The sequence below is a fragment of the Polynucleobacter sp. 39-46-10 genome (assembly GCF_002282275.1).
This window is the reverse complement of the sequence record NZ_NCJB01000042.1, coordinates 1-16,924: the sequence shown is the minus strand read 5'-3', so window position 1 is coordinate 16,924 and position 16,924 is coordinate 1. Positions and strand designations below refer to the sequence as shown.

14 protein-coding genes are annotated in these 16,924 nt (G+C 46.6%); 8 read left to right on the top strand and 6 right to left on the bottom strand.

Features of this window, described 5'->3' with window-relative positions; translation table 11 throughout:
• The 4 genes from B7X71_RS05535 to B7X71_RS05520 all read right to left on the bottom strand — a co-directional run.
• On the bottom strand, window positions 1-649 hold a 649-nt coding region (locus B7X71_RS05535; RefSeq protein WP_293600327.1), incomplete at its 3' end, for an FAD-dependent oxidoreductase.
• Between the two features lie 58 nt (window positions 650-707).
• Entirely contained in the window at window positions 708-5,453 is a 4,746-nt protein-coding gene (locus B7X71_RS05530) for a glutamate synthase-related protein (protein WP_293600326.1), read from the bottom strand.
• A gap of 194 nt (window positions 5,454-5,647) precedes the next feature.
• A complete protein-coding gene (locus B7X71_RS05525) occupies window positions 5,648-6,352 on the bottom strand; it encodes a transposase (RefSeq protein ID WP_293600325.1) in 705 nt (234 codons plus the stop codon).
• Between the two features lie 12 nt (window positions 6,353-6,364).
• A complete protein-coding gene (locus tag B7X71_RS05520; protein ID WP_293600324.1) occupies window positions 6,365-8,701 on the bottom strand; it encodes a penicillin-binding protein 1A in 2,337 nt (778 codons plus the stop codon).
• Between the two features lie 254 nt (window positions 8,702-8,955).
• Between B7X71_RS05520 and B7X71_RS05515 the strand changes: the two genes are divergently transcribed.
• The 4 genes from B7X71_RS05515 to aroB are packed head-to-tail and all read left to right on the top strand — an operon-like array spanning window position 8,956 to window position 12,268.
• Window positions 8,956-9,522, top strand: a complete 567-nt coding sequence (locus B7X71_RS05515) for a hypothetical protein (RefSeq protein WP_293600323.1) — start codon at window positions 8,956-8,958, stop codon at window positions 9,520-9,522.
• 38 nt (window positions 9,523-9,560) lie between these two features.
• Window positions 9,561-10,640: a secretin and TonB N-terminal domain-containing protein gene (locus B7X71_RS05510; protein WP_293600322.1), complete on the top strand. Its 1,080-nt coding sequence runs from the start codon at window positions 9,561-9,563 to the stop codon at window positions 10,638-10,640.
• A 12-nt stretch (window positions 10,641-10,652) separates the two neighbouring features.
• Entirely contained in the window at window positions 10,653-11,177 is a 525-nt protein-coding gene (locus tag B7X71_RS05505) for a shikimate kinase (protein WP_293600321.1), read from the top strand.
• A gap of 8 nt (window positions 11,178-11,185) precedes the next feature.
• Window positions 11,186-12,268, top strand: coding sequence for a 3-dehydroquinate synthase (aroB, locus tag B7X71_RS05500; protein ID WP_293600320.1), 1,083 nt, complete (start codon window positions 11,186-11,188; stop codon window positions 12,266-12,268).
• A gap of 20 nt (window positions 12,269-12,288) precedes the next feature.
• On the opposite strand, the gene cyaY is transcribed toward aroB, so the two are convergent.
• Entirely contained in the window at window positions 12,289-12,672 is a 384-nt protein-coding gene (cyaY, locus tag B7X71_RS05495; protein ID WP_293600319.1) for an iron donor protein CyaY, read from the bottom strand.
• A gap of 47 nt (window positions 12,673-12,719) precedes the next feature.
• Here cyaY and B7X71_RS17875 point away from each other — a divergent pair, with 47 nt between their 5' ends.
• Together B7X71_RS17875 and lysA are read left to right on the top strand one after the other, a co-directional pair.
• Window positions 12,720-12,911 carry a lipoprotein gene (locus B7X71_RS17875; RefSeq protein WP_215376453.1) on the top strand — a complete coding sequence of 64 codons (192 nt, stop codon included), beginning with the start codon at window positions 12,720-12,722 and terminating at the stop codon, window positions 12,909-12,911.
• Window positions 12,908-14,206: a diaminopimelate decarboxylase gene (gene lysA / locus B7X71_RS05490; RefSeq protein WP_293600318.1), complete on the top strand. Its 1,299-nt coding sequence runs from the start codon at window positions 12,908-12,910 to the stop codon at window positions 14,204-14,206. The genes B7X71_RS17875 and lysA overlap by 4 nt, the downstream gene beginning before the upstream one ends.
• 91 nt (window positions 14,207-14,297) lie before the next feature.
• Here the strand turns inward: lysA and B7X71_RS05485 are convergent, their stop codons facing one another.
• Window positions 14,298-15,041: a c-type cytochrome gene (locus tag B7X71_RS05485; RefSeq protein WP_293600317.1), complete on the bottom strand. Its 744-nt coding sequence runs from the start codon at window positions 15,039-15,041 to the stop codon at window positions 14,298-14,300.
• 114 nt (window positions 15,042-15,155) lie between these two features.
• Here B7X71_RS05485 and yihA point away from each other — a divergent pair, with 114 nt between their 5' ends.
• Together yihA and hemB are read left to right on the top strand one after the other, a co-directional pair.
• The gene (yihA, locus tag B7X71_RS05480; RefSeq protein ID WP_293598798.1) at window positions 15,156-15,821 is read left to right on the top strand and encodes a ribosome biogenesis GTP-binding protein YihA/YsxC; all 666 of its coding nucleotides are present in this window, start codon (window positions 15,156-15,158) and stop codon (window positions 15,819-15,821) included.
• Entirely contained in the window at window positions 15,805-16,824 is a 1,020-nt protein-coding gene (hemB, locus tag B7X71_RS05475) for a porphobilinogen synthase (RefSeq protein WP_293598799.1), read from the top strand. Before yihA ends, hemB begins: the two co-directional genes overlap by 17 nt.
• Window positions 16,825-16,924: the final 100 nt, after the last annotated feature.

The window sequence follows — 16,924 nt, the reverse complement described above, 5'->3', positions numbered from 1 at the left end:
CTACAAATACACCTGTCTCAAACTTCACGCCTTCAGCTTGCATTTGCTCAACGCGACGGTCGATCAGCCACTTTTCCATTTTGAAATCAGGAATACCGTAGCGCAATAATCCACCAACACGGTCATTCTTTTCAAATACGGTAACGTCGTGACCAACACGCGCTAATTGCTGCGCAGTCGCCATACCAGCAGGGCCGCCGCCAACAACGGCAACCTTCTTGCCAGTCTTGGTTTTGGATGGTTGTGGCTTAACCCAACCATTTTCCCAGCCCTTATCAATAATGGCGTGCTCGATAGACTTAATACCGACCGCATCGCTATTGATTCCTAAGGTACATGCAGCTTCGCAAGGCGCAGGGCAAATGCGGCCAGTGAACTCAGGGAAGTTATTGGTAGATTGCAAAACGTCTAATGCATTCTTCCAGTCATCATGAAATACCAAATCATTGAAGTCGGGAATGATGTTATTTACAGGACATCCGCTATTACAAAACGGAATGCCACAATCCATACAGCGCGCACCCTGCACTTTGGCCTCATCATCTGTCAACGCTGCAACAAACTCTTTGTAGTGGTGGAGACGTTTAACAGGGGCTTCGTAGGTTTCATCTACGCGCTCAAATTCCATAAATCCAGTGACCTTACCCATATCGAATCCTTAGTATCTTTTCTTAATGTCTGTATTGATTAAGCAACTTATTAGCAAATTACGCAGCTACGGTTTTGTTTTGTGCTTTTTCCCACAATTCGCCTAAAGCACGTTTGTACTCAGTAGGCAGCACTTTCACAAAACGACCGCGAGCATTTTCCCAGTCAGCCAAGAGTGCTTTTGCACGCTCTGAGCCAGTGTGGCGGAAATGACGCTCGATTAAACCCTTCAAAATTTGCTCATCAGTCATACGCTCACCACCGTCTTTTACATCGACGGGGGCATGCCACTGTGATTGGGGCATCTTGGCAATCTGCTCAGCGGATGGCAATACTTTTTCCAAAGTCGCCATGCTGGTATTGCAACGCTTCTCAAAGAGGCCGTCTTCGTCATAAACATAAGCAATGCCGCCGCTCATACCTGCTGCAAAGTTACGACCAGTTGCACCCAAGACCACAACCGTACCGCCAGTCATGTACTCGCAACCGTGATCGCCGGTTCCTTCAACTACCGTTGTGGCACCAGAGTTACGAACTGCAAAACGCTCACCAGCAACGCCATTAAAGAATGCTTCACCGCCGATTGCACCGTAAAGAACAGTGTTACCAACAATGATGTTCTTGGCTGTATCGCCACGGAACTCATGCGGAGCGCGCACAATCACACGTCCACCAGATAAGCCCTTACCAACGTAGTCATTACCATCGCCAACTAGGTCTAAGGTAATGCCGCGCGCCAAGAAAGCGGCGAAACTTTGTCCGGCAGTACCATTCAATTGAATATGAATGGTGTCGTCAGGCAAACCAGCATGGCCATAACGCTGGGCGATTTCTCCGGAGAGCATTGCGCCAACAGTACGGTTCACGTTCTTCACCGGAACAATGAAAGAGACTTTTTCGCCACGCTGTAGTGCAGGTTGACTCTTCTCGATCAGAACGTTATCAAGCGCGCTATCCAAACCATGATCTTGAGTCAGGACCTGATAACGCGGCACATCTTTAGCCACTGCTGGCTCAGCAAAAATCTTACTGAAATCCAAACCATGTACTTTCCAGTTTTCAATGCCCTTACGGGTATCCAAGAGATCAACACGGCCAATCAAATCATCAAACTTACGAATACCAAGCTGTGCCATGATCTCGCGTACTTCTTCCGCAATAAAGAAGAAGAAGTTCACAACATGCTCTGGCTTACCAGAGAACTTTTTGCGCAACTCAGGGTCTTGTGTAGCAACACCGACTGGGCAGGTATTCAAATGGCACTTACGCATCATGATGCAACCCTCAACAACCAATGGTGCCGTTGCAAAACCAAATTCGTCAGCACCCAGTAAGGCGCCAATCACAACGTCACGTCCGGTTTTCATTTGGCCGTCAGCTTGCACGCGAATACGGCTACGCAAACCATTGAGTACTAATGTTTGTTGAGTTTCAGCCAAGCCCAATTCCCATGGGGAACCAGCATGCTTAATAGAAGACAGTGGTGATGCGCCTGTACCGCCGTCATGCCCAGCGATCACGACGTGATCTGCTTTCGCTTTAGCAACACCGGCAGCAATCGTGCCAACACCCACTTCAGATACCAACTTCACAGATACATCAGCAGCTGGGTTCACGTTCTTCAGATCGTGAATCAACTGGGCAATATCTTCAATAGAGTAAATATCGTGGTGTGGAGGGGGAGAAATCAAACCAACACCTGGCACGGAGAAACGCAGTTTACCGATGTAATCGGACACTTTGCCACCCGGCAATTGACCGCCTTCACCAGGCTTAGCGCCTTGCGCCATCTTGATCTGAATCTGATCAGCAGAGCGTAGGTATTCAGTAGTAACACCGAAACGACCTGAAGCAACCTGCTTAATTCTGGAGCGCAATGAATCGCCATCGAGCAAAGGAATGTTTGCTTCAACAACATCATTACCCAAAATGCTGGCTAAGGTTTCGCCCTTCTTGATTGGAATGCCTTTGAGCTCATTCACATAACGATTTGGATCTTCGCCGCCCTCACCCGTATTAGACTTGCCGCCAATACGGTTCATGGCAATTGCCAAAGTAGCGTGCGCTTCAGTAGAAATAGAGCCTAAGGACATCGCGCCCGTTGCAAAACGCTTAACGATTTCTTTTGCAGACTCGACTTCATCCAATGGAATTGCTTTAGATGGATCAAGCTTGAACTCAAACAGACCACGCAATGTCATCTGACGTTTGGTTTGGTCATTGATAAGATTGGCGTACTCTTTATAGGTTTGATAACCCTTCTCCACGCCAATGCGAGTGGAGTGCTGTAACTTCGCAATCGTATCTGGAGTCCACATGTGATCTTCACCGCGAATACGGAATGCATACTCACCACCCGCTTCGAGCATATTGGTCAACACTGGGTCATTACTAAATGCAGACTGATGCATGCGCAAGGCTTCTTCAGCCACTTCAAATACACCGATGCCACCCACGTTAGATGGCGTACCTTTGAAGTAGTGATCAATGACGTCTTTATTTAAACCAATCGCCTCAAAGATCTGTGAGCCGGTGTAAGACATGTAAGTTGAGATACCCATTTTGGACATCACCTTTTGCAAGCCCTTACCAACTGCTTTCACAAAATTCTTAACCGCTTTTTCAGCTGACAAGTCACCAGACAATCCTTTAGCCATTTCAGCTAAAGTTTCCATTGCCAAGTAAGGATGAACTGCTTCTGCACCATAGCCAGCCAAGAGTGCGAAGTGATGTGTCTCACGGGCGCTACCAGTCTCAACTACGAGGCCAACGCTAGTACGCAAACCTTTTTCCACCAAGTGCTGATGAATCGCTGAAGTAGCTAACAATGCTGGAATAGCCACGTGCTGCTCATCAACCTGGCGATCACTCACGATCAAGATGTTGTAACCAGAACGCACCGCATCTGCTGCCTCAGCACACAAAGATGCCAAGCGCGCTTCAATGCCAGCCTTGCCCCAAGATGCTGGGTAGCAAATATCGAGTTCATATGAGCGGAACTTACCGTTGGTGTAATGACCGATGTGACGAATTTTGGTCATGTCATCAAAATCTAAAATCGGCTGACTTACTTCCAAGCGCATCGGCGGGTTGATATTGTTGGTATCCAACAAATTCGGCTTAGGCCCAATGAAAGACACCAAAGACATCACCATGTTTTCGCGGATAGAGTCAATCGGAGGATTGGTCACCTGCGCAAACAACTGCTTGAAGTAGTTATAGAGTGGCTTGTTCTTATTAGAGAGCACGGCTAATGGGCTATCGTTACCCATCGATCCAATCGCTTCTTCACCATTCATAGCCATTGGTGCCATGAGGTACTTAATGTCTTCTTGGGTGTAACCAAAAGCCTGCTGACGATCTAATAATTTTGCCACTGGACGAATCGTGGTTTTTTCATCAACCAAATCATCTTTGCTTGCATCAACTTCATCAAGCTTCACGCGTACCGCATCAATCCAGCTCTTGTATGGCTTGGCTTTAGAGACGGCATCCTTTAATTCGATGTCATCGATAATGCGACCCTGCTCCATATCAATCATGAACATCTTGCCTGGTTGCAAGCGCCACTTTTGAACAATCTTGCTCTCCGGAATAGGCAATACACCAGCTTCAGAGCCCATGATGACTAGGTCATCTTCAGTTACGTAATAACGTGCTGGGCGCAATCCATTGCGATCTAATGTAGCGCCAATCTGGCGGCCATCGGTAAATGCCATTGCTGCTGGGCCATCCCATGGCTCCATCATTGCTGCATGATATTCATAGAATGCGCGGCGATTTTCATCCATCAATGAGTGCTGTTCCCATGCCTCTGGAATCATCATCATCATCGCTTGCGCTAATGGGTAACCTGACATCACCAATAACTCTAAGCAGTTATCAAAGCAAGCAGTGTCAGACTGGCCTGGATAAATCAGTGGCCACAATTTTTTAAGGTCATCACCCAATACTGGAGAACTAATAGCACCTTCGCGTGCGTTCACCCAGTTCACATTACCTTTAACTGTATTAATTTCACCGTTGTGCGCAATCATGCGATATGGGTGAGCCAATTCCCATGCTGGGAAAGTATTTGTTGAGAAGCGTTGATGCACTAATGCCAATGCTGATACTGTGCGGGGATCTTGTAAATCTTTGTAGTACGCGCCCACCTGGTTTGCTAACAGCAAACCCTTATAAACAATAGTGCGAGCAGACATGGATGCAACAAAATATTCTTTGCCGTGCTTTAAATGCAAATCTTGAATTGCATGGCTTGCAGTTTTACGAATCACATACAGCTTACGCTCAAGCGCATCGGTTGTCATGATGTCGCGACCACGTCCAATAAAAATTTGACGGATAAATGGCTCTGTCATTTGAACAGTTGGAGACATCGGCAACTTCACATCAATTGGAACGTCTCTCCAACCCAAAACAACTTGACCTTCTAAGCGGACTGTACGTTCTAATTCTTGCTCACAAGCTAAGCGGGAAGCATGCTCTTTAGGCAAGAAAATCATGCCGACACCGTACTCCCCAAACGGTGGCAACTCAATGCTCTGCTTTGCCATTTCTTCGCGATACAAAGTATCAGGAACCTGAATCAAAATTCCTGCGCCATCGCCCATTAAGGGGTCAGCACCAACGGCTCCCCGGTGATCCAAGTTCTCAAGAATTTTCAATCCCTGAGCAACGATCTCATGTGACTTCTTACCTTTAATGTGGGCGACGAATCCTACGCCGCAAGCATCATGCTCATTTTGTGGATCATATAGACCCTGTGCAATTGGACGAAGGTCTGTATTCATTTGTGTAGTCATGGTATTTCCGTTGGCCTCGAGGGCTTGATTACTTTTGGAGGATCAAATATAGGGGAATACCCATGCTGATGCAATAGAAATAAAATGAGTCTGTCCCATTTAAATTAGGTCAGCACCAAAATGAACTTCTATTAAAGGGACAGAGTCACAAATTCAAGCAAGCAAGGCTAAAAACCGAACCCCCAGGAAATTCTCTAACTTATTGAATCAATTAAATTTAATTTCTTTGGGCGTCCGCGATGACGGATTAATGCGTGGTCGGGATTGTCCTTAAATAACTTTTTGGCATAAATTTCGCTCACCCACGGCTTAGATCTCACCAAGGCCTCAGTAATTTGGCGATCTTCCCAATGGGGCGCCCCCTCCTTCACAAATGCCGCCCAAGTCATTTGTCGCTCAAAAGGGGTATTACCCAACTTCCAAAAGTGCTGGTGATCCACCAACCAAGGCTCTGCATTGCCACCAATATGGGAAGCAAAGCTAGTCCAGCTTGAATCCTGCGGGCTAGATTCAAAACCGGTCCTCACAGGATTAAGTTCAATGTAACGCTGGCAGCGCAAAAAATAATCTGGGTCTATTAGTGAAGAGCGATAGCGTCCCTCCCAAATAGTTCCCGAGCGGTGGTGCTGTTGATTGAAATACTGGGCATAACGCCTACCCAGAGACTGCATCGTCTTTGCAAGCGAATCTGCATTTTGGGGGGTCATTAAGAGATGCACATGATTTGGCATCAAGGCAAATGCGTGCACCGCACTGCCAAATTGTTTTGCAGCCTCTCGCAGCCAATCTAAATAGATGCGGCGATCGGCATCGTTAAAAAAAAGTGTTTCCCGATTATTGCCACGAACCATGACGTGCATTACTTGGCCAGGAATAATGGTGCGCGCTTGCCTTGCCATTGCTAAAACGAACTACTGCAGTTCGCGCACACCACCATTGTTAGAGAACTCGGGGATAAACCAATCACCATCAACTTGAGTCACACCCGCAGGGACTTCGCGCCCTTGTTGCGGCTGATCTTTTAACGCAGTACTCATATAAGAGATCCACATCGGCAGAGCAAGGCCGCCGCCAGTTTCGCGATCACCTAAACTTGCCGGCTTATCAAAACCAATCCATGCAATGGCTACTACCTTCGGGTTGTATCCCGCAAACCAGGCATCATGCGACTCATTGGTTGTTCCTGTTTTGCCTGCAATATCACTGCGCCCTAATTTCGCTCTCGCACTTCCAGCGGTGCCAGTTTTTGTAACCTCTTGCAACATACTATCCATCACAAAAGCAGTTCTTGCATCCAACACTCGGGTAGCATCCTCACGCGCAATAGTAGGCTTAGCTTCAAAAAGAATGGTGCCTTTGGAATCCGTCATCTTATTAATTAAGAATGGGTCTACGCGATAGCCTCCATTAGCGAATACGCTATAAGCCGATGCCATTTGTAAAGGTGTTACAGAGCCGGCACCCAAAGCCATTGTTAAGTATGGGGGATGCTTTTCTGCCTCGAAGCCAAAACGTTGAATATATTCTTGTGCATAAGATGGACCGATAGCGCGAATTAATCGTACCGATACTAAGTTTTTCGATTTAGCCAAGGCGGTACGCAAACGCATCATGCCCTCGTACTTACCATCGTAGTTCTTCGGCTCCCAAGCTTGACTGCCAGTTTCCATACTGCCAATAGATAGCGGAGCATCGTTCACCATCGTGCTTGGGGAAAATCCTTTTTCAATTCCAGCAGCATAAATAAAGGGCTTAAATGATGAACCAGGTTGGCGTTGCGCCTGAGTCACGTGATTAAATTGATTGCGGCGGAAATCGAAGCCACCTACCAAGGAAAGGATCGCGCCTGTCTCGGCGTTCATAGAAACAAAAGCTGCTTCAACTTGAGGCAATTGAGCCAGTTTCCAAATGCCACCATCCGAAAGCAATCTAACAATTGCACCAGGGCGCAAACGTTTTTTGGGTTGAGTGCTATCCGTTAAAGAAGCGGCAGCAAGCTTCATGCCCTCGCCCTTGAGGGTGATGGTATCTCCGGTAGAAATCATCACTTGCATTTCTTTTGGTTTGACATTGAGCACTACGCCAGACTGCAAATCATCTAACTGTGGGTAAGCCAACAGGGCTTCATCAATTGCCCGCTGACGCTTCACCGTATCTTCGGGTAAATCGATGAACCCTTCTGGTCCACGATAGGCGTGGCGCAAATCATATTCAAAAATACCGCGACGCACTGCTCCGTATGCTGCCTCCTGATCTGCTTTCAAGATCGTGGTGTAGACGTCTATTCCTTGGGAATAAATTGCTTCGCCGTATTGGGTAAACAACAATTGGCGCACCATCTCTGCAGCAAAATCAGCGCGCGTACTAAATTCATTCCCAAGGCCTCGAATGTGCAACTCTTCCGCCATGGCGATTTGATACTGCTCGGGGGTGATGTAAGACAAATCCCGCATACGCTGCAAAATATATTCCTGGCGAATTTTTGCGCGACGGAAATTACTGACGGGATTATATGCTGATGGTGCTTTTGGTAAGCCCGCTAACATCGCTGACTCCGCAATCGTAATGTCCTTTAATTCTTTACCGAAGTAGATCTGGGCCGCACTAGAAAATCCATAAGCCCTCTGACCCAAGAAGATCTGATTCATGTAAATCTCAAGAATCTTGTCTTTACTTAACTGGGACTCAATTTCCCAAGACAGGAGCACCTCATAAATCTTGCGGCTGAAAGTCTTCTCATTACTGAGGAAGAAGTTGCGAGCGACCTGCATGGTAATGGTTGATGCACCTTGGGAGAGGTTGCCACGTAAATTGGTGAGTGTCGCCCTCAGAATGCCTACGTAATCCACCCCACCATGAGAGTAAAAGCGATCATCTTCGATAGCCAAGACTGCGTTACGCATGCTCATTGGTATTTTATTTAAAGGAATCACCTTGCGGCGCTCTTCTCCAAACTCGCCAATAAGCACCTTGTCAGCCGTATAAATCCGTAATGGCGTTTTCGGGTTGTAATCAACTAATGCCGAGATCTTCGGCAGATTCGGCTTTGCTATTAAGAAGGCGTATCCCAGCAACAAGGTAATTACCACCGAAAAGGCCATGCTGATAATCAGCATGGCCTTAATGAGGGGATTGCTTCCTAATTTTTTGGACGAGAAATGCTCCGCTCTTGGCTGACCGGGACGTCTATCAGGCTGTCGGTTAAATCGCCGATTTAGAGGCGGCTTGTCTTTTGGGGGTAGAGCCATAGAGTCAAATTATAGGGTGCTTACGTACTTTTCCTTAAAGCTCCAAAACCCTTGTGTGAAATATTTTTTTGCAGATTTCTCTGACACTAAATTCCGTTTTTTCCGATCGCTTTTACTATCCCCAGTGCGAACAATATGGCATGCCTCCACGCCATATCTCCCCCCAATCTTTTGATGACATTCTGAGTGAGCTAGGGGATGACCCCGCCATTCCAGATCCTCATGGAATTCGCAAAACATCCTCTCCACCCAGAGTGGATACCGCGCCCCAAAGTAGGACTCCAAAACCCTCCTTTCCTGCCAAATCTTTTGAACTGAAAGGCATCACCTTCAGCCCATTTTGGATCTTTGGTGGCATCTTCTTGCTTTGTGGAGGAGGGTCCTTTTTTTATTTAGCTGTCAATAAATCTAGTGTTGAGATAGAAATACATGGTCTAGAGAATCAACTGCTGTCACTCAAAGAAGAGCTTGAACTCTCTCAAAGTGAATGGCAGTCTGAACGAGAAGATCTATACGAAGCAATAGATGAAATAGAAGTAAGTATTCACTTATTAAATATAAAACCACCAATTCAGGCCACCCAAGCCAAGCCTATAGCTATACCCCATGAGGCAGAACTTCGTCGCTGGAGGTATTTGGGCATTGCCCGGATGGGATTGAAGGAGCAGGCCTTTTTTCATACCGGCAAGACCACCAGGATGATCGGCAACGGGGAGCCGGCTTTAGGGGAATGGCGTCTGACTCAAGTAGCAAAAGAGCAAGCCATTTTAAACCACTCCAAAGGCAAATCCATCACTTTTAAATCCACCCAATCGGAGTAATTTTATTGAAGATCTTTCCAAAATTCTATGCCAGCCTGGTGCTGATAATTCTGGTTTTGTTACTCGAACCAGCATTAGGAAATCACCCCGAAATAAGCTCATCGAGCAAACCTAAAGATAGTCGCATTAGCTTGCAATTTAGCCAAATTGAAATAACTGAACTTTTGCAGGTTTTAGCCAAAATGGGGGATACCAATTTTCTTCTCAGTGAATCTATTCAGGGCAAGATTTCAGTCGACCTTAAGGACACTCCCTGGCAAACCGCCCTTCATTCGATCTTAGCCAGCCGAGGATTACGGCTAGTACGAAACGGGGATATCTACTGGATTGGGCCTCATGCAGAAATTCAAAGTTTTCAAAAATTTCGACGGGAGGATGCTGCCCTGCCTTTTGGGGGCGACCACATTAATAGCCCTCGCCAGATCCTCATAGAAGCCCGCATCGTTGAAGCAGATCAGCGCTTTGCCCGCGAACTCGGCGTGAAGCTGGGATATCAAGCCAATGGCATTGGTAACCAGCCAGACCAAAACGCAAGTGCCAACCTTGATCTTGCAGGAACTGGCTTGGCTGGCTTTAACCCAGCCACCTTGGCAGCTACGCTGGTTTCGAAGAATGCGGCACGTCTTTTACAAATCGAACTCTCAGCCCTAGAATCGGATGGCCAGGGCAAGATTCTCTCCAACCCTCGCATCATGACTGGCGATCAGGTGAAAGCCACGATTGAGCAAGGAACCGAGCTACCGTATCAAGTGAGCTCTCAAAGCGGGAGCAAATTGCAGTTTCGTAAGGCCAATTTACGCCTTGAGGTCTTGCCAAAAATTCATCCAGATGGAAAGATCTCCATGTTGGTAGGTATCAATAAAGACACTATTGGCATGAAAACCGAGCAGGGCTATGCGATTGACACCAAAAACCTCAGCTCTGAAGTGACGGTTGAAAACGGGGGGACAGCCATCATTGGGGGCATCTTTCAAACCACCGAACGCGATGACGAGATCAAAGTTCCACTCCTAGGCGATATTCCGCTGATTGGGCATTTATTTCGGCATAAATCAAAATTAGCAGATAAAACTGAACTATTAGTTTTCTTAACCCCCACCGTGCTGGACAAACACTAATAAAATCGAAGGGTGAACTCTTCATCCAACAATATCTTCCTCATTGGTCTCATGGGCGCCGGGAAGTCGACCGTCGGCAAATTGCTGGCTAAGAAATTGGGTCGCCGCTTTTTAGATGCAGACCATGTGATTGAAGATCGCTGTGGAGTCAAAATTCCGGTCATTTTTGAAATGGAGGGTGAGGATGGATTTCGCAAACGCGAAGCTCAGGCTATCAAGGACATTACCGCAGAACCTGATGTCATCTTGGCAACTGGTGGCGGTGCTGTGCTACTTCCTGAGAATCGACAATTTCTCAGCGAAAGAGGAACGGTAATTTATCTCCACGCCAATCCTATGGAGCTATGGCATCGTACTAAAGGCGGTGAAGGTCGACCACTCCTCAAGAGTGGCGACGCTAAAAAGATTCTAGAAAACCTCTATGCTAGCCGCGATCCTCTGTATCGCGAAATTGCTGACTATGTCATTGAGACTGGAAAACCCAGCGTCAATCAGTTGGTCAACACCTTAATCATGCAACTCGAACTCTCCGCATAAATTTATCCATGAAAACATTAGAAGTTGATCTAGGCAATCGCAGCTACCCCATCCATATTGGTACAGATTTAATAGATCAGCCAGAATTATTTAGCGCCTGCGAAAAAGCGACATCGATTTATATCGTTAGCAATACGACAGTTGCACCTTTGTATGCAGCGCGCCTCACCAGGACTTTAGAAAAACTTGGCAAGCCCGTCAGAACTATTGTCTTGCCTGACGGAGAGTCTTATAAAGACTGGAAAAATCTTCAGTTGATATTTGATGACCTCCTCAAGTTTGGCGCTGATCGTCAAACCATGTTGGTAGCATTGGGTGGAGGCGTCATTGGCGATATGACTGGCTTTGCTGCCGCTAGCTTTATGCGCGGCATTCGCTTCATTCAAGTACCAACAACCTTATTGGCTCAAGTGGACTCCTCTGTCGGTGGTAAGACAGGCATCAATCATCCGCTCGGAAAAAATATGATTGGGGCGTTTCATCAGCCGGCAGCAGTCATTGCTGATCTCAATACCTTGAAGACCTTACCCGCGCGTGAACTCTCTGCAGGCCTAGCTGAAGTGATTAAGCATGGTGCTATTGCAGATGCTGAGTTCTTAAACTGGATTGAAGTAAATGCGAAGGCATTGCTAGCCTGTGATACCGAGGCAATGGCATATGCAGTTCTGCGCTCTTGCGAAATTAAATCGGCAGTTGTTTCGGCAGATGAGAGAGAAGGCGGCATTCGTGCAACCCTCAATTTCGGGCATACCTTTGGTCATGCGATTGAGGCTGGCATGGGTTACGGCGAGTGGTTACATGGTGAAGCTGTTGGCTGCGGCATGGTGATGGGGGCAGATCTCTCACGGCGCCTGAACTTCATCACTCAAGATGAAGTCAATCGCTTAACCCAAATTATTCAAGCCATGAATCTGCCAATTGCGCCACCCAAGTTTGGTGCACAGCGTTACATGGAATTAATGCAAGTAGACAAAAAAACTGAGGGTGGTCAGATTCGCTATGTCGTTTTAGAAAAGATTGGCAAAGCACAAATTAAGAGCGTTCCTGATGCTCAGGTCATCGATACCCTAACTGCCACTGGTGCAGTCTAGCTTCCCGGGATATTTGATCTTTATTTCTGAAGCAGGCCAATAGTGATCGCCTGCCCAGATTGAGCGCTAGCAAACTCCGATAGGTCGCTTAATAGCTCGCGCCCAGTTTTAGCATCCAACCACTGTGGGGAGGCTACAGTACCAGCCCAACGATAGTGATAGCCACCTGATTTAGCAGCAACCCAGATTTCATGTAATGGCGGTTGTGTATTGACCACAATGACACTGCGATCCCTAAATCGAATATTGATGACGTTCCCACCCTGACGCTCTACATCGAGATCTAGATCTAGCGTATCGTCTGCAGCCTCCAATGCCACTTCTATTGACTGCAATAAATTACTGCCCAACTGATGGAATTGCTTGTCATCAATGGTTTCGACCGTTAAATTGCTTGGCTTCATATTAGAGTCCTGCATGCTATATTCAATCATTCGTTTTAGAGACATTCATGATAGCGATTCTTAAAAGAACTCTCGGTATTAGCCTCCTAATATCCCTTGTTGGATGTGGGGTTAGAGGGCCTTTATATTTGCCAAATGTGCCACCGGCACCTAGCCCTCCCTCTGAGCCGGAGCCCAAAGGTAAGCTCTATCCACCCCAAAGCCCTGCTGCTACTAACCCAATATCGACTAAGCAATGACAAGTAAAGCAATTCCACTCCCCGATTTAGCTGGATTTACAGAACGTAATGGCAATTGGTATGCAGAAGAAATTCCTTTGTCAGATTTAGCAAAAGAATTTGGTACGCCTTTATATGTCTACAGCAAAAAAGCATTAACTGAGGCGTATCAAGCTTATGACAAAGCTTGTGTAGATTCCTCTGGCAAAAGACGTGCGCGCGTTCACTATGCAATGAAAGCGAACAGTAACTTAGCAGTAATCGATTGCTTTAAAAAATTGGGCTCTGGCTTTGACTTAGTCAGTGGGGGTGAATTAGCTCGCGCACTTGCAGTTGGTGCAGATCCAAAGAGTTTGGTATTTGCAGGTGTTGGCAAATCCGCTCCCGAAATTGCACAGGCACTAGAGGCTGGTGTTAAATCCATCAACGTGGAATCGATTGCAGAATTGCACCAAATTAATCGTGTTGCTACTAAGCTTAATTGCCGCGCCCCAATTTCTTTGCGTGTGAATCCCGATGTCGATGCACAAACCCACCCTTATATTTCCACTGGATTAAAAGGGAATAAGTTTGGCATCGCTTATCACGAGATTTTAAAGACGTATCGTGAAGCTGCACTGCTGTCACAAATTGATGTAGTTGGTATTGATTGTCATATTGGCTCACAAATCACAACTACCGCACCGTATCTTGATGCGCTTGATAAAGTGCTCGAGTTAGTTGCTCAATTGAAAAAAGAAGGTATTGAGATTCATCATCTTGATTTGGGTGGAGGTCTTGGTATTTCGTATGGCGATGACAACCCACCAGACATCACTGATTTCACGAACACCTTACTCAACCGTGTTGCTGAGCGTGGCTTTGCGCATCTCGATATCGTCCTAGAGCCCGGCAGATCCCTTGTGGGTAATGCTGGCGTGCTTTTGACTCAAGTAGAGTATCTCAAGCCTGGTGCTGAAAAAAACTTTTGTATTGTGGATGCAGCAATGACGGAGTTAATGCGTCCAGCCCTCTATGAGGCTTATCACGGCATCGTTCCAGTCAAAACAAAACAAGTTGCAAGCTCAACCTATGACGTCGTTGGACCCGTATGCGAATCTGGCGACTGGCTTGGAAGAGATCGTGAGCTTGCAGTTGAAGAGGGCGATTTACTGGCTATTTTGTCAGCAGGTGCATATGGTTTTGTAATGGCATCGAATTACAACACCAGACCAAAACCTGCGGAAATTATGGTTGATGGAAAAAATGCATACGTCATTCGTGCACGTGAAAATGTTGCCGATCTCTTTGCTAGTGAAAACGTCTTGCCGAATTAAATTCAATAAATAATCTATTGAACCCAGTGAATTCTAGGCAATAAAAAACCCCGCTGAGATAGCGGGGTTTTTGTTTTTTACTGAACGCAAATTAATGCAAGCCCGCCATGTAATCAGCAACGGCTTTCATTTCTTGATCAGAAAGCTTGGTAGCTATCGTAGTCATCTGTGCACTATTTTTACGAGTACCCTCACGGAAAGCTAGCAACTGAACTGCGTTGTACTCAGCCCATTGGCCACCCATACGTGGGTACTGTGATGGGATGCCGGCACCAGTTGGACTATGACATGCTGCGCATGCTGGAACGCCTTTAGCGGCAATACCGCCGCGGTAGATGCTTTGACCTAAATCGATCGTATCTTTGTTCTGAGCAACGCCTTGGGATGCAGGCTGGCTTGCTAAATAAGCAGAAATATTATTCATATCTTGCTCAGTTAAGGTGGCGGCCATACCCATCATGATTGGGTTAGCACGAGTGCCGTCTTTGTAATTTTTCAATTGTTTGGCGATGTAAGCAGCATGCTGCCCAGCAAGCTTAGGCCAAGCCGGGGTTGCACTTTGACCCTTAGGGCCATGGCAAGTCAGGCAGGCAGTCACGCCACGGCTAGCATCGCCGTTCGAGTAAAGCGCTTCACCAACAGCAGGATCGGCTTTAGGCTTGCCAGGAACTACTGGCTTTGCAGCGGCTTCCACCATCGGGGCAGCAGCAGGCGCAGGATCTGCAGCGCTAACCACGCCAGAGAAGCTGGTCATTGCCAGAAAGAAGCTGGCCGCTAGGCTAGCGCTTACGCTAGTTACGCTAGTTAATTTGGAGATTTGAGAGGTTTGACGCATTATGTTTACCTTGGCAAAAATTCCTAAAAGTGTTTGGGCCCTACTTTTACAACCTTTTACCCAACACCATGAGATATTTCATGATTTTGCGTGATTTTACAATAGCTTCTGGACATGTCTAAACTCTTTCAAGCCCGATTTGCGACCACAGTCAATGACACCCATTGCCTGCCTGCCACTCCACTCCGAGAGGTGGCATTTGCTGGGCGCTCAAATGCGGGTAAATCTAGCGCAATTAACATACTTTGCAACCAAAAACGCCTCGCTTTTGCCAGTAAAACGCCAGGACGTACTCAGCACATTAACTATTTTGGGCTTTTTGCAAAAGACGATCTTTTAGCCTATCTAGTGGATTTGCCTGGCTATGGCTATGCAGCAGTCAATCATGAGACCAAATACCACTGGAATGCCCTTCTAAGCGATTACCTGCAGGAGCGGGAGCAACTGGTGGGCATGATCTTGATTGTGGACTCCAGGCGCGGTATCACCGATCTGGATGAGCAAATGATTCAGTGGTTTGTTCCTACTGGCAAACCAATCCATATTTTGCTCAGCAAGTGCGACAAGCTCAATAAAAGTGAGTGCAAGCATGCTTTGGAGGCGGTACGCAAACAATTACAGCAATACGATCCAGCCTTGCCTGATGGCGACGGTGAATCCAAACAACTTACGGCACAATTATTCTCGAGCACCAAGCGTATTGGTCTTGAAGAAGCCGACAATATTGTCATTAAATGGTTATTTGAAGCAGAGACTCAAGAAGATGAAATCACAAGCTAACTCTTTATTGAACTTTCCGGCTCATCGTCCTCGTCGCATGCGACGTGATGATTGGTCCCGTCGCCTGATGCAAGAAAATCATCTGAGTGCAAGCGATCTCATCTATCCCGTATTTTTGTTAGAGGGTAAAAATCAATCTCAAGCTGTTGCTTCGATGCCAGGCGTCAGTCGTGTATCGCTCGACTTACTTTTTAGCGTCGCTGAAGAATGCGTTTCATTAGGTATTCCTGTGATGGCACTCTTTCCGGTGATTGATGCATCCCTGAAAACCCCTGATGGGAAAGAAGCTTTTAATCCCAATGGATTAATTCCAACTGCAGTGCGTGAACTCAAGAAACGCTTTCCTAATTTGGGCATCATGACAGATGTCGCACTTGATCCTTACACAAGTCATGGTCAAGATGGTGTATTAGATGACCAAGGTCGTATTCTGAATGATGAGACCACAGCAATCTTGGTGCAACAAGCTGTTGCTCAAGCCCAAGCTGGTGTTGATATCGTCGCACCATCAGACATGATGGATGGTCGAATTGGAAAAATTCGTGAAGCGCTAGAGCAAAATAAGCTTATACATACTCGCATCATGGCTTACTCAGCCAAATACGCTTCGGCTTTTTATGGCCCATTTCGTGATGCAGTAGGTTCGGCAAAAAATTTGGGCAAGGCTGATAAGAAAACTTACCAAATGGATTGCGCCAATACTGATGAGGCTTTAAGGGAGGTTGCTCTCGATATCAGTGAAGGCGCTGATATGGTGATGGTCAAACCTGGTATGCCTTACCTGGATATCGTACGCAGAGTCCGCGATGAATTTAATTACCCCACCTTTGCCTATCAGGTAAGTGGCGAATACGCTATGCTCAAAGCTGCCGCACAAAACGGCTGGCTTGATCACGACGCTGTGATGATGGAATCTTTGCTTGCATTTAAACGTGCTGGCGCAGATGGCATCTTGACTTACTTCGCGCTTGAGGCTGCTCGCCTTATCAAGGCAAGTAAATAACTTTAATAATGAAGACTGAATAAGTTTTTACTTATCCAGTCTCAGGTGATTCAATTTTCTAATACTTTTTTCAGTCGCTCAGCAAAACGTTGTGGTGGCA

Bases quoted from the DNA above. Each gene is read 5' to 3' on its own strand.
- yihA (WP_293598798.1), top strand. From the start codon at position 15,156: ATGTCTAAACTCTTTCAAGCCCGATTTGCGACCACAGTCAATGACACC.
- B7X71_RS05530 (WP_293600326.1), bottom strand. From the start codon at position 5,453: ATGACTACACAAATGAATACAGACCTTCGTCCAATTGCACAGGGTCTA.
- aroB (WP_293600320.1), top strand. From the start codon at position 11,186: ATGAAAACATTAGAAGTTGATCTAGGCAATCGCAGCTACCCCATCCAT.
- B7X71_RS05520 (WP_293600324.1), bottom strand. From the start codon at position 8,701: ATGGCTCTACCCCCAAAAGACAAGCCGCCTCTAAATCGGCGATTTAAC.
- B7X71_RS17875 (WP_215376453.1), top strand. From the start codon at position 12,720: ATGATAGCGATTCTTAAAAGAACTCTCGGTATTAGCCTCCTAATATCC.
- B7X71_RS05525 (WP_293600325.1), bottom strand. From the start codon at position 6,352: ATGGCAAGGCAAGCGCGCACCATTATTCCTGGCCAAGTAATGCACGTC.
- cyaY (WP_293600319.1), bottom strand. From the start codon at position 12,672: ATGAAGCCAAGCAATTTAACGGTCGAAACCATTGATGACAAGCAATTC.
- lysA (WP_293600318.1), top strand. From the start codon at position 12,908: ATGACAAGTAAAGCAATTCCACTCCCCGATTTAGCTGGATTTACAGAA.
- hemB (WP_293598799.1), top strand. From the start codon at position 15,805: ATGAAATCACAAGCTAACTCTTTATTGAACTTTCCGGCTCATCGTCCT.
- B7X71_RS05485 (WP_293600317.1), bottom strand. From the start codon at position 15,041: ATGCGTCAAACCTCTCAAATCTCCAAATTAACTAGCGTAACTAGCGTA.